The following is a 12,297-nucleotide window of genomic DNA, read 5'->3' as shown; positions in this document are numbered from 1 at the left end:
GCAGAAGCGGCTGGACGCCGGCAACGCCATGACCATCCGCCGGAGGACCGTAGAGCACACCTTCGGCACGATCAAATCCTGGATGGGCTACACGCACTTCCTGACGAAGGGCATCGAGCGTGTAAAAGCCGAGATGAGCCTCTGCGTCCTGGCCTACAATATCAACAGGATGATCGCGATCCTCGGTGTTCAGCCACTCATCGCAGCGGTACGCGGGTGAGGTCGGCTATCGAGCGCACTTCACCTGCGGTAGCGGCCACCACGCCGGACGTTTTTACACAGCCACTCCCATGACCGGACTTCCTGCATGCGCTCGGGCGGCAGCGGAGAGACAGCGGCGACGGTCGTTCGGAAGGCATCGAGCCCGCCAGCCTTTACCTCATCGAAGCTGCCCTTGCGGACGATGAAACCGCATTGCCAATAGTCGCCACGGTCGACCATCACGAAGCCCTGGCGCGGGCCGCCGTGTCCCATCGTATAGGGTGGATCGTCGGGATGGTGGGAGAGCTTCATCCAGAGCACCTCGCTCGGACGTCCGAAGCGCTCGACCTCGAGTTGCGCTTTCTCGCGCACGATCGAATTGCGCCCATCCGCGCCGACCACCAGCCGCGATCGGATCTCGAGATCTCCCTCCGCCGTCGTCGCTCGTACACCCGCGATCCTGCCGCCGTCCGCGATCAATCCTGCAACCGTCGCCGACATCACCAGTCGGAAATTCGGTAGCGTCCGCGCCGCGCCGGCCACGTAATCGAGAAAATCCCATTGCGGCATGAAGGCGATGAACCGGCATTTTGTCGGCAGGCGCGAGAAGTCCGCGATGGTGGTGTCTTTGCCGCCGATCTCGGCATGCAGTCGCGTTGCTTCGGTGTGCGGCAGCGCCAGCAAGCCGTCGAGCAGTCCGAGCTCGTGCATGACTTCCAGCATCGACGGATGAATCGTGTCGCCACGAAAGTCACGGAGGAAATCGGCGTGTTTCTCGATGACGGTCACGTCGACGCCAGCCCGCGCCAGCAAGAGACCGAGCATCAGACCGGCCGGGCCGGATCCAACGATTGCGCAACTCGTTTCGATGCGTGACGCCGCACTGTTTGTCATGAAAATGGGACCTGTTTCGATCTGCCGCCAAAAATTCTATACCATTGCGGTTTGCATAACGATCGCGCCGTGCAGGCTCGATCCGATGGAGACACGGTTCTTGCCACGAAGCGCCACTATGCGACCATTTGGAAGCGCCCGTCGCTTGGGCGCATAACGACGAGCCGGCCGCCAGAGCCGTAGTTTCTCTGAAGATGGCCAGATCCTGCGCGGGCTCCGTCGGAGTGGCAATCCCGAAGCGGCCGCGTTAGAACGAGTCGATGACACACCCCTCTTTCGCAAGCCATTCCCCCGAGACATCCGGTGCCGGCGCGCAAGCGGCCTCGACGCCTCATAAGACGCCGGCGCTCGCCGAAGGTTTCGTTCTGCTCGACAACAGCACGTCTCTCGAGGCGGTATCGGAGCTGTTCGAACATCCGTCTGAAATCATCCGCGCCGACGGCCCCGAAAATGTCGATGCCGCGCTCGCGGCGTTGACGTCGGGACTTGCGCGCGGGCTCCACGCGGCCGGGTTCTTCTCCTACGAACTTGGCTATCTCCTCGAGCCGCGGCTTGCATCGCTTCTTCCCGAGCGGCGCAAAATGCCGCTTCTTTGGTTCGGCCTCTATACGTCGCCGCGCGAGATGATGGGCTCCGAGGTGCAGGAATGGCTGAACGCGGAGGCCATCGGCACGCCGACGCTCGGCGAGCTTGCCCATAGCTGGGACAGCGCCTCGTATCTGAAGCGCTTCGAGCAGGTGCAGGCCAACATTATCAGCGGCGACATCTACCAGCTCAATCTGACGTTCAAGGCGAAGTTCAACCTTCAGGGTTCGCCGCTCGCGCTCTACCGCGATCTGCGCCTGAAGCAGCGTGTGGCTTACGCGGGCATCGTCGATACCGGAGACGTGACCATTCTTTCGGCTTCGCCGGAACTGTTCATCAAGCAGGACGGTCAGGTTATCGAAACGCGCCCGATGAAGGGAACCGCTCCCCGCGCCGGAACACTCGATGCGGACTCGGAGATTCGCGTCGCGCTTTCAAAGGATGTTAAAAACCGGGCCGAAAATTTGATGATCGTGGATCTGATGCGCAACGACCTCGGGCGCATCTCCGATCCGGGCTCGGTGAGCGTGACCGATCTCTTTACCGTCGAAACGTTCAAGACACTTCATCAGATGACGTCGGGAGTGCGGGCCGAGCTGAAATCCGGGATTGGCATCGTCGATGTTTTGAAGGCGATCTTCCCGCCCGGCTCCATCACTGGAGCGCCGAAGATTCGCGCCATGGAATTAATCCGAGAGCTCGAGACGGAGCCGCGCGGAGTCTACTGCGGCGCCATCGGGCGGTTTTCACCTGACGGCACGGCGCTTCTGAACGTGGCGATCCGCACAACGGTCATCGACCGCAAGGGAGCGGGCGAGATGGGAATCGGTTCCGGTATCGTCGCGGACTCCGACGGCGTCAAGGAGTACGCCGAATGCCTGCTCAAGATGAAATTCCTGACCGATCCCGTGCGCCGCTTCGAGCTGATCGAAACGATGCTTCACGAGCCGGGCAAAGGGATCTGGTTGCGCGGCTATCACCTGGCGCGCCTCGCGGCGTCAGCGGCCTATTTTGGATTCGTGTTCGACGCGAGCAAGGTTCACGACGCGATCGAAGCGGCAACGTCGGCGAATGCGGACGACAGGTTGCGTGTTCGCTTGCTGCTCGATGAAGATGGCCTCGTAACCGTCACGACAGCCCCGCAACCGCCGACACCGGCCGATGCCCTGATGCGCTATGTGGTGTCTGACAGCCGCCTCAACAGCTCCGACTTGTTCCTCTATCACAAGACGACTCGCCGCGAACTTTACGATCGCGAATGGAAGCACTACGCCGAGACGCTCGGAGCCGATGAGGTGATCTATCTCAACGAGTCCGGCGAGCTTGCCGAAGGAAGCAGAACGTCGATCTTTATCGCACGCGACGGAAAGCTGCTGACGCCGCGTCTGGCGGCGGGCGTATTGCCGGGCACCTTGCGGGCGGCGCTCATCGATGAGGGGCGTGCCGAAGAAGCTCGGCTGACGATCCAGGACTTGAACCAGGCTGCTGAAATCTATCTCGGGAATTCGGTGCGCGGGCTGGTGCGGGCGGAACCGCTGGTGCCGCGCCTAGCGGTGGACCACCGGTAGCATGCCTGACTCGACGCTGACGGGAGTGGTCGTGACCGGGCTGAACGTCTTCACGCTCTTCGGGCGACTATCGCGAGACGCGATAGCGAGCGCGATCAATGCCGCAAGCGTCAACGCGACAGCCATCACGATGGCTTTCGAAGAATGACGCGCGCGTCGCGCAAAAGTCTGAGGCATCTCGTTCGACATCTGTCTTCGATAGCCAGCGCTCAAACGCACCTCCATATCGCGGGTTGCCGCGCGACAGGAGCGCACATCACTGGAATGGAATGAGCGAGATCGATGGCCGAAGGTCGGTTGCGCTGCAACACGAGTGACCTGTTTCGTTACATCCCGCGAACCATGCAGCCGAGCATGAGGATCGCGTACGACGCGAGAAGCGCCCAAGACTCATTGCCGGTCAGCCCGGGAATATCGGCTCCGAAAAATTTAGACGTCAGGACGATGACCGTCAGGATGACGGAGAGCATGAACGTGATGATCCCCGGCGCCTTCAATCCCATGTCACCTACTCCCTCTTCGCTTCTGAACCGCACGCGCATGACCGTCCCCCTTCGCTATGGGTCCATCAATGACCGTCGAATCGTTATAGCAGGAGCCCGCCGCCGCCGGGACGAGGCAACGTGGATTGCATGTGGACAGCCTCTGGATAAGGCCGATTTGCAACGTCCGGCCTAGGTCTCGGCCGTTGGCGCCTGCGGGGCGCGCCTGCGCCTGAAAAGTCGGGCAAACCAGACAATCACAACGAGGCTCAGAAGCCCGGCGGCAACCACCGCTTGCGGGTGCTTGTACCATAATAGAAGCGGCGCGACGCGGCCGTCGAAGACAAGCCCTGCATCGTCGACGACGGCTTTCGGCGACAAGCCGCTCGTGTCCGCCAGCATCATCCGCGCCGCCATCTCTTGATCGTTGCTGGCGATGATGCCCTCGCGAATGCTCCGCGACGCCAGCATCTGCATTTTCGCCGGGCTCGCCGCGATCGTTTTGAGAACCGCGTCGCGCGGTCCGGGTCTGAGCCCGTCGAGGTAACCCGCAAGAGATTCTATTTCGTCCTCGGAAAGAGAGCGAAGCAGGAGATTGAGATCGCCCGCATCCAGGCTGAACAGGGCGTCGCGCGCCGCGGCGGGCACGCCCGCGATCTTAACGATCGCCGCGCGGTCATTGAGGTCGAGAATTCGAGCGAGCGAGCCGGTCGTCAGATCCTTCGGCGACATCCGCCGATGCAACTCATAGTCGACAACGCGGTCGAGCCGCTTGCCCGCCAGCGCCGTCCAGGCGAGGCCCGTCGCGATGGAATTGGTTTCCCGGGCGATCGCGAGGCCGTTTTCCGGCATCTGATGGACAGCCTGGTTGAGGGAGCCGTCATGAAGCCGTCGCAGGATCGAATCCTGCCCCTCCGACGCGGCGAGGATCGACACCACTTCGTCGAGCCGGGGCAGCGACTGCGGATCGACGCGATCGAGAAACGCCCGGAAATCTCCGTTCTGGTCGGCGATCTGGAGAACCAGCGCATGGGCCCGGCGAAACGTCTGCCAGACTTCGATGACCTGCTCGGCCGTCGCCGTCGCAATTTCCTTGATATGGTCGTTCATCTGGGTCGCAAGGGTGGTGGCCAGCTCCTCGCGCACCTTCGCCTTGGTCGCGGGCGCTTTCATTTCCGTGGCGATGATCGGCAGGACGCCGTTGCGGAAGTCCCAGAGGTCCTTGGCGATCAAGACCAGCCCGACCCCTCCGGCGACCACGGAAACGACGCGCGACAACACGCTGCCGACGATCCGCTGGCCGACGCGCTGCGCGAGGTTGGCGAGCTGCCGCCGGACGATCAGGATGGTGGCGCCCGCGAGGCCTCCCGTTGACTCATTAAGTACAGAGCCCGCCGAAACCTTTCCCGACGCCTTGTTGGGATCGACGTTGACGCTGCGGCTGGCGTCACCGGCAAGCACATTGGCGACCGCCTCGCCGTAGCGCGGGCCAACGAACGCTTTCAGGCACTGAAGCAATGAATTCGTGGCGTCGGAGCTTGCAAATTCGATGCTTTTGCCGACCTCCTTCGCAACCCCGGACGCAAGGTCGGCAAGCGCCGTTTTCACTGCATCCGAGCGATACACGCGCTCTGCCACGGCGGTCGCGAGCTGCTGGGCTTTTTCATTGTCGGCGAGCGTCTTGAGCCGGTCCGTCCAGCTCGTCTCGTTGGTGATCTCGGTGATCGCGATGTCGACGCGGTTGTCGATGATCTGATCGAGGTTTCGCTCCCGCCATTGCCGATCGACAAGGGCGCCATAGTTGATTGTTTTGGTCCCGCTGGTGATCGCGTCCGTGGCGATGGCGATAACAGCGGTTTTCAGCCCCGCGTCATCGCGTGCCTGGCATGCCTCGTAGTCGGCACGGCTGATTTCCGCAGCGACCGCCGGAAGCGAAAGCTGGCTCGATGTGACGGCGATGCAGGTGAGAAGGGCAATTGCGGTGCGCGGCGAGAAAGTCACTGCAATCTAACCCCAGCGGCGTGTGTCGGCGTGCGCGTCCATTGAATGCTTGCCGGAGTATAAATCAAAGATTGCGTGCGAACAGTGTCAGGCCGGCCAATCATCCAGAATCCAACGGATAAATTGCACGACCAGCACACAAGGAACGCGGGCGCAGAGCAGGGGGTTGAATATCGATGGAAGCGAGGGAGCGGAATTTCTCACTCCATCAATCGGGCACCGAGGGACCAATCCATGACGCCATATCAATTCGCCGCACGCGCCACCCATTTTATGCCGCATTGCAACATCATGAGTTAGGGCGCCAACTGGCGGCCGATGAGATGGCCGGATAGTCGTCAGGTCTTTGTTTACCAAAGCGTATTGATCTGGTGTCGAAAGGTGTGGCCATTTCAGAGACTTCGTAATAAGTTCGCGAACCAAATCTTAACTGCGGGACGTCCAGGGTTACCCTTAAAATTTACGGTGGCGCGACACATAGTTGCGTTGGCATCTTGGGATGCTGCGTCGTAAAGAGCGTTCGGCTGGTCCTCAGCAAGTGCAAGTAGCCAATGACAAATAAACAGAAATTTCAGCCTACTCGCGGCAGTCTCTTCATTCCGGGCGGATCCTCGGGGGTATTGTTGATTCATTCTCTGGGCGGCTCTCCGCTCGAGATGAAAACGGTGGCCCACGCGCTTTCTCGCAAGGGTATGACGGTTTACTGCCCTGTCGTTCCAGGTCTGACCTTCGGGACCGACGTCTCGGGCCTTTCGACGTGGCATGACTGGTACCAGACGGTCTCCAAGGCCTTCGATGATCTCCGCGGCATGTGCGACACCGTCATCATCGGCGGCGCCTCGGCCGGTTCGATCCTCGCTTTGAGACTTGCGGCTTATCGTCAGGACCAGGCAGCCGGCCTGATGCTCTATGCGCCGACGCTCGCCGTGAACGGCTGGGCGATACCGAAAATGATCAAGCTGTTCCACCTCGTCACCGACAAGTGGACGGCGCGGCTCTTCAAGTTCCGGACGCCCGCTCCCTACGGCATCAAGGATGAGCGCATCCGCAACTTTGCCCTCGAGGCCTTGCGCGGCTCAGATAACATGCCGGCCGATATCACGGTGCGCGGCGGCGGAACCGTCTATGAGTTCTTCTCGCTCGTTCGCAACGTCCGGCCGATGCTCTCGCTCGTGAAGCTACACACGTTGATTTTCCATCCGCGCCACGATGACCAGAGCGACATCAAGAATACGATGACGCTGCAGCGTAAGCTCAGTGGGGTGGTCGAGGTGTCAGTGCTCGACGATAGCTATCACCTCGTCATGCTCGATCGTCAGCGCAATTATGTCGTTGATCGAACAGTTGAATTCGTCGATCGCGTCCTCGCGTCCGAGGCGGTCAAATCCGACCGCAAGCAGACATCCGCTAGTTCGAAGCAACAGGGTGCTGCGGAGTAGCAGCCTTTTTCGGCTTGGGCTTGGCGTTAGCGGCCGTCTTACCGGTTTTGGCCGGTGAGCCGGCGGCCTTTGTGCCTGCAACATTCGACTTGGTTGCGTCGGGGCCCTGAGCCGCGTCCGGAGCGCACGATGGCAAATCTGCCGGCGCCCGCGTCCACATGAATGATTTGCCGAGGAAACGCATTCCCTTGTAGCCCGTCACCTTCAGCGTGTCGGCGGCGATGAGATCAAGAGCAACACTGTAGGATTTGCCCTCTTTAGGATCGTAAACCCAACCGTTATCGAAGCCGCCTTCGGAAAGCTGCTGGAGATCGCCGAGCACAGGCAACCCGCAAATAGGGCGTGCGCGCATCGAAGGTTCGGGATTGTAGCGATCGATTTTGGGTTCGCCGTTAGTGCCGAGAGGCTCTTTGAGCCAATATATTTTGCCGCACAGCGTCGTTGGCGTGCAGATTTCGATTTTGACCGCACCCTTGCCGGTGTCGTCATACCAGATGCCGACCTCGCGTGGATCGGCAAAAGCCGGTGAACAGAAGATCGCAGCCCCCGCGCAAGCGGTAACCAACCGCAGAAAACCACCTGAAAACGGGGAAAGAGTCGTATACCGCATGACAATAAACCGCAGAGCAAAGACCACGTTTTCACTCCTATGCCTCGAAAACGGCGAAACATTGGAGTGAAATTATTAAGTGGCTGCTAAGCCTTTGCAGCGAATTCCAGGACCGGACCCGATGCCGCGACAAATGCCTGACGTCAGGACGCGCGCATTTCTCACGGGGTTCGCGATGGCAGCAGGCTTACTTTAGGGCTATACGACCTCAGGCAGCTGGAGCCGCTGAAAGGCTCTGTACGGAATTAAGCCGTTACCCCAGTTTGCAACACGAGACCCGGCATTGAGATGATTTTTACTCTCGCGCTTCGCAATTTGCTGCACGACCGTGTGCGCCTCGCCGTGACGTTGATCGGCATCCTGTTCTCGATCGTGCTGGTCGCGGTGCAGCTTGGCCTGTACCTCGGTTCGAGCGAAATGATTACCGCCAACATCGCGCGCTCCAACGCTGACCTGTTCATTACCACTTATGGCGCCAAGAGCTTCGAAGATGGCGGCGTCTTGCTGTCGGATCGCGAGCGCCATCAGGCTCTCTCGACGCCGGGCGTCGAAAGCGTAGTGCCCCTCGTTGTCTCGTTCGCCGAATGGCGCAAGCCTTCCGGCGGTTCTTCGCGTGTGGTCCTCGTTGGGTCCGACGCCGATAGCCGCGGCCTCGTTCCCTGGTCCTTGGTGGAAGGCACGCTAGACGACATCAAGGCGCCCGACGCCATTGCGATCGATCGCAGTTATCTGGGCGAACTCGGCGTTACCGGCATCGGCGACACTGCCCAGGCCGCCAGCGGTCGCGTCAAAATCAGAGCGCTCACCGAAGGTATTCGCTCGTTCACCCAATCGCCCTACGCCTACACGACCCTCAATCGCGCCCGTCAGCTTCTTGGCGTGCCCGAGGATCGATCGACGTTCCTTCTTGTGAAACTGGCACCCGGTGCCGACATCGCGAAGGTGCAGACCGATCTCGCGAGCCGCCTCGAATCCGCTGACGTTCTGACCAAGGATGAGTTCGAAAGCCGCAGCCTGCTGCAATGGCTGTTCCGGACCGGCGCGGGCTTGGCCTTGATCGGTGGTGCGATCCTCGGCAGCCTCGTCGGCACGGTCATCGTGGCTCAGACGCTCTATTCGAGCACGAAGGACCACATTCACGAATTCGCGACCTTGCGTGCGCTGGGGTCGTCGAAGTCCTACATTCACAAAGTCATTCTGGCTCAGGCCGGTCTCAGCGCCGTTATCGGCTACGTCCTCGGCATGGCGATCGCGCTGCTCGTTCTCTACGCCAGCCGAAATTCGTCGCTACCGCTCGTTATGACTCCAGGTTTGGCATTTTGGCTGTTCGCGCTGACGCTTTTCATGTGCTCGATTTCAGCGCTCGCAGCCATCGTCAAAGTCACGAAAATTGATCCGGCTACGGTGTTCTCGCGATGACGACGTCCTCTGTTTTACATGCTGACAATATCGTCAAGGAGCTCGGCTCCGGCGCAGGTCTGGTGGTTGCCGTCAAAGGCGTCACGCTAGATCTCGTACCCGGAGAGTTGACGCTCCTGATGGGGCCTTCGGGCTCCGGAAAGACGACGCTTCTGTCCATTCTCGGCTGCATCATGAAGCCGACATCGGGCACGATCCGTATCGCCGACCAGTCGCTCGACGGCCTGTCGGCGGAAGAGCTGGCCAAAATTCGGCGCGAACACATCGGCTTTATCTTCCAGTCGTACAACCTTTTCCCGACGTTGAACGCGCTCGAGAACGTCCGCATCGCGCTCGACGTGCGCGGCGTCAAGGGCTTCGCAGCCACCAGCCGCTCCGAAGAAGTCTTGCGAGAGGTCGGCCTCGGTCACCGGTTGACGAACTATCCGGGCAACCTTTCCGGCGGTGAGCAGCAGCGCGTCGCAGTCGCGCGCGCGATCGCAAGCTCGCCGTCGATCGTGCTGGCCGACGAACCGACCGCAGCCCTCGACAGCGAAAACGGACATGCCGTCATGTCCCTGCTGTCCAGGATCGCTAAGGAACAGGGCCGCAGCGTCCTCGCCGTGACCCACGATCCCCGAACTCTGGGATATGCCGACCGCGTTGTCCGCATCGAAGATGGCCGGATTGTCGGAGAAGAACGCAGACCCGAGGGCATCAATGCTCCGGAAATCACCGATTTGACGAAGAGGCGAAAGCTGCATGCTTAAAAAGATCGATCCCGCGGTTTCGACCATCCTGATCGCGGCTGCCATCGCGGTCACGCTGGGTGTGGGAATTCAGACCTTCAGCGATCACGCGACGCTCAGCAATCTTGCCGGTTCGGCGCGCGCCGATACGCCTGTGCCGGTCCCGCAATGGGCGGCGTCAGCCACGGGACGCGTTGAGCCGAAAGACGGCGAGGTCAGGATCGCGGGCGAGGCCGGCGGCAAGATCGTCGAGGTGCTCGCCAAGACGAACGATCAGGTGAAGGCCGGTGATCTGTTGCTCCGGCTCGACGATACCGATTACTACACGAAGGTCGCAGCCGCGGCGTCCGAAGCCGGCGTTCGCGAGCGCGAGCGCAGCGAGGAGCAGGCAACGGGCCTGGCGCTCGATCGCCGCAACGCCGAGGATGCCCTCGCGAAAGCGCAACGCGCGGTATTCGCGGCCCACGAAGCCTTCGACGCGGCGTATCGGTCGGCGAAGGCGGGTAAGGGCACCGATGACGCGGTTGAAACGGCGCGCAAGGATCTCGTTTCGAAGCAAGATGCATTGGCGGACGCCAAGAACACGCTGACCGAGGTCGACGCGAAATCCGGCATGCCGCTGCCGCAGCGACTTGAATCGTCGTTGGCCCTGGCGCGCTCCGATCTGACGTCGGCGGAATTGGCGCTCGAGCGGACACGCATCCGCGCGCCTGCCGATGGTACGGTTTTGAACATACTGGCCAAGGTGGGTGAAACCGCAGTGCCGTCGCCCGATAGCGCGCTCGTCGTGTTCGGCGACATGTCGAGCCTCAGGCTTCGCGCCGAAGTCGAAGAGCGCGACGCTGCGAAGGTTCGCGTCGGCCAGCGCGTCGTCGTCAAGGCAGACGCCTTTCCCGATAAGACATTCGAAGGAACGGTGACGTCGATCTCGCAGTCGCTCGGCGCGCCGCGTATCGCAACGCGCGGGCCAAGGCGTCCGAACGACGTGGAAGTCGTCGAAGTGATGGTTGACCTCGACGGACATCCGCCGCTGTTCACCGGAATGCGCGTCGACACATTCTTCAAGCTCGACAACAGTCAGGCTTCGGCGGCAACCACCGGCACCTTGAAGACCAACTGAACGCAAATCCGTCAGACGAAACGCAATCAAAAGGCGCCGACCGATTGGTCAGCGCCTTTTTTAATTTTCAGGACCGCTCGTGCCGTGCGGTCGGCGTGACTGCGGGTCAGGCAGCTGCCTGCGCCGTCGCGTCCACGTGCGCCGCAAGCTTCGGATCGATATTCAGCGCCGCCGCCAGCGATGCGAGGAATTGTTGTTCGGCAGGCGATTTGTCCGCCACGGCAATGCGCGCCGCCGTGTACAGCTGAATGGCTTCTTGCGGTGATGCCACCGAGGCAGCCAGTTCCTGCACCGAGCGCGGACTGTTCAACTCTTTCGCGATGAACGCTTCCGCTTCGCTGCCCGCCCCGGCCTGCGTCAGGCTCGCGACGAGCGTTTCGTGCTCGTTCGCATCGATGCGCCCATCGGCTGCCGCCGCCGCGATCATCGCCTGGATATAATGAACCGCCGCGTCGTTCGTCACCGCCGCAGGCTCGAAGCCGGAGCCCGCCGGAGGCGCCACCGGCGTCGTCGCACCGGTGATGAGCGGCTTGCCCGCTTGATAATTCTGCAGCGCCTTGTAGGCGAGCCCGCCGATCATTGCGAGCGCGCCGATTTTAACGGCACTTGAAGCGAGCGAACGTCCCGCTTGCGTTCCAAGCAGGATGCCGCCGAGCCCACCCGCCGCCGTGCCCGCGGCAAAGGGACTGGACTGCAAAACGCCTTTCAGCTGATTGAGGATTTCTGCCGCCCTCGGATCTGCGGCCGCGCGTCCAAGCGCGTCGGAGGCGCCCGTCGCTTCGCCGACGCGCGATGCGCCTTCGCTCACGCCCTGCGTTGCCTGAGTGAAAATCTTGCCGAGGATATCGGTGATGCTTCCGCCATCCGAGATGGAGCCGCCCGCCTGATTGAGCTTATCCTTGATCTGGGAGAGCACATCTCCAAGGTCCGGAGACGAGCCGCTTGCCGGTGCGGGTGCCTGTGACGGCGAACCCGGCGCGCCGTTGGACGCCGGTTGCCCGAACTGGCGGGCCAGATCGCCGAGGATGTCGCCGATGCTTGTTCCCGATGTTCCGGAAGAAGGCGGCTGGCCACCGCTTGGCGCGCCGCCCGGCTGTTCCGACAGGCTCTTGCCGATTTCGTTGATCAGATCACCGAAGCCTCCGCCTCCGCTCGCGCCGGAAGGCTGAGAGGATGCGGCACCGCGTACGATGTTTTCGAGGATGGATTTGGCGTCGAACATGGTGGGGGGTCCTTCCGTTGCGATCGCT

The 12,297-nt window shown here is 61.5% G+C and carries 11 protein-coding genes and 1 pseudogene; 7 read left to right on the top strand and 5 right to left on the bottom strand.

Features of this window, described 5'->3' with window-relative positions; translation table 11 throughout:
- Positions 1 to 220 (top strand): transposase (locus WC026_RS14120; protein ID WP_372711648.1); only part of this gene is annotated, 220 nt, incomplete at its 5' end.
- Positions 221 to 285: 65 nt separating this feature from the next.
- Here WC026_RS14120 and WC026_RS14115 read toward each other — a convergent pair.
- A pseudogene (locus WC026_RS14115) lies at positions 286 to 1,095 on the bottom strand (FAD-dependent monooxygenase); the annotation flags it as partial.
- Positions 1,096 to 1,355: 260 nt separating this feature from the next.
- Between WC026_RS14115 and pabB the strand changes: the two are divergent.
- Both pabB and WC026_RS14105 read left to right on the top strand, forming a co-directional pair.
- Positions 1,356 to 3,248, top strand: a complete 1,893-nt coding sequence (gene pabB, locus WC026_RS14110; protein ID WP_372711647.1) for an aminodeoxychorismate synthase component I — start codon at positions 1,356 to 1,358, stop codon at positions 3,246 to 3,248.
- Between the two features lies 1 nt (position 3,249).
- Complete coding sequence (locus WC026_RS14105; RefSeq protein ID WP_372711646.1) at positions 3,250 to 3,396, top strand: hypothetical protein; 147 nt, start codon at positions 3,250 to 3,252, stop codon at positions 3,394 to 3,396.
- 178 nt (positions 3,397 to 3,574) lie between these two features.
- Here the strand turns inward: WC026_RS14105 and WC026_RS14100 are convergent, their stop codons facing one another.
- Positions 3,575 to 3,751, bottom strand: a complete 177-nt coding sequence (locus WC026_RS14100) for a hypothetical protein (RefSeq protein WP_372711645.1) — start codon at positions 3,749 to 3,751, stop codon at positions 3,575 to 3,577.
- Between the two features lie 171 nt (positions 3,752 to 3,922).
- Positions 3,923 to 5,731 (bottom strand): hypothetical protein, encoded by a 1,809-nt coding sequence (locus WC026_RS14095; RefSeq protein ID WP_372711644.1) that lies wholly within the window; start codon positions 5,729 to 5,731, stop codon positions 3,923 to 3,925.
- Between the two features lie 623 nt (positions 5,732 to 6,354).
- On the opposite strand from WC026_RS14095, the gene WC026_RS14090 reads away from it, so the two are divergent.
- The gene (locus WC026_RS14090; protein WP_372711643.1) at positions 6,355 to 7,170 is read left to right on the top strand and encodes an alpha/beta hydrolase; all 816 of its coding nucleotides are present in this window, start codon (positions 6,355 to 6,357) and stop codon (positions 7,168 to 7,170) included.
- Here the strand turns inward: WC026_RS14090 and WC026_RS14085 are convergent.
- A complete protein-coding gene (locus WC026_RS14085; protein ID WP_372711642.1) occupies positions 7,139 to 7,780 on the bottom strand; it encodes a DUF2147 domain-containing protein in 642 nt (213 codons plus the stop codon). The genes WC026_RS14090 and WC026_RS14085 overlap by 32 nt on opposite strands.
- Before the next feature lie 288 nt (positions 7,781 to 8,068).
- Here WC026_RS14085 and WC026_RS14080 point away from each other — a divergent pair, with 288 nt between their 5' ends.
- The 3 genes from WC026_RS14080 to WC026_RS14070 are packed head-to-tail and all read left to right on the top strand — an operon-like array spanning position 8,069 to position 11,047.
- Positions 8,069 to 9,199, top strand: coding sequence for an ABC transporter permease (locus WC026_RS14080; RefSeq protein ID WP_372711641.1), 1,131 nt, complete (start codon positions 8,069 to 8,071; stop codon positions 9,197 to 9,199).
- Complete coding sequence (locus WC026_RS14075) at positions 9,196 to 9,948, top strand: ABC transporter ATP-binding protein (RefSeq protein ID WP_372711640.1); 753 nt, start codon at positions 9,196 to 9,198, stop codon at positions 9,946 to 9,948. Before WC026_RS14080 ends, WC026_RS14075 begins: the two co-directional genes overlap by 4 nt.
- Complete coding sequence (locus WC026_RS14070) at positions 9,941 to 11,047, top strand: HlyD family secretion protein (protein ID WP_372711639.1); 1,107 nt, start codon at positions 9,941 to 9,943, stop codon at positions 11,045 to 11,047. Before WC026_RS14075 ends, WC026_RS14070 begins: the two co-directional genes overlap by 8 nt.
- Before the next feature lie 106 nt (positions 11,048 to 11,153).
- Here the strand turns inward: WC026_RS14070 and WC026_RS14065 are convergent, their stop codons facing one another.
- The gene (locus tag WC026_RS14065) at positions 11,154 to 12,269 is read right to left on the bottom strand and encodes a tellurite resistance TerB family protein (RefSeq protein WP_372711638.1); all 1,116 of its coding nucleotides are present in this window, start codon (positions 12,267 to 12,269) and stop codon (positions 11,154 to 11,156) included.
- Between the last annotated feature and the right edge of the window lie 28 nt (positions 12,270 to 12,297).

Source organism: Hyphomicrobium sp. (assembly GCF_041674905.1).
Classification (GTDB): domain Bacteria; phylum Pseudomonadota; class Alphaproteobacteria; order Rhizobiales; family Hyphomicrobiaceae; genus Hyphomicrobium_B.
Note: the sequence above shows the minus strand (reverse complement) of the source record. Positions and strands in the feature narration are given on the sequence as shown.

Excerpts from the sequence above, each read along its gene's own strand:
- WC026_RS14070 (WP_372711639.1), top strand. The coding sequence starts at position 9,941 with ATGCTTAAAAAGATCGATCCCGCGGTTTCGACCATCCTGATCGCGGCT.
- pabB (WP_372711647.1), top strand. The coding sequence starts at position 1,356 with ATGACACACCCCTCTTTCGCAAGCCATTCCCCCGAGACATCCGGTGCC.
- WC026_RS14105 (WP_372711646.1), top strand. The coding sequence starts at position 3,250 with ATGCCTGACTCGACGCTGACGGGAGTGGTCGTGACCGGGCTGAACGTC.
- WC026_RS14080 (WP_372711641.1), top strand. The coding sequence starts at position 8,069 with ATGATTTTTACTCTCGCGCTTCGCAATTTGCTGCACGACCGTGTGCGC.
- WC026_RS14075 (WP_372711640.1), top strand. The coding sequence starts at position 9,196 with ATGACGACGTCCTCTGTTTTACATGCTGACAATATCGTCAAGGAGCTC.
- WC026_RS14085 (WP_372711642.1), bottom strand. The coding sequence starts at position 7,780 with ATGCGGTATACGACTCTTTCCCCGTTTTCAGGTGGTTTTCTGCGGTTG.
- WC026_RS14100 (WP_372711645.1), bottom strand. The coding sequence starts at position 3,751 with ATGGGATTGAAGGCGCCGGGGATCATCACGTTCATGCTCTCCGTCATC.
- WC026_RS14065 (WP_372711638.1), bottom strand. The coding sequence starts at position 12,269 with ATGTTCGACGCCAAATCCATCCTCGAAAACATCGTACGCGGTGCCGCA.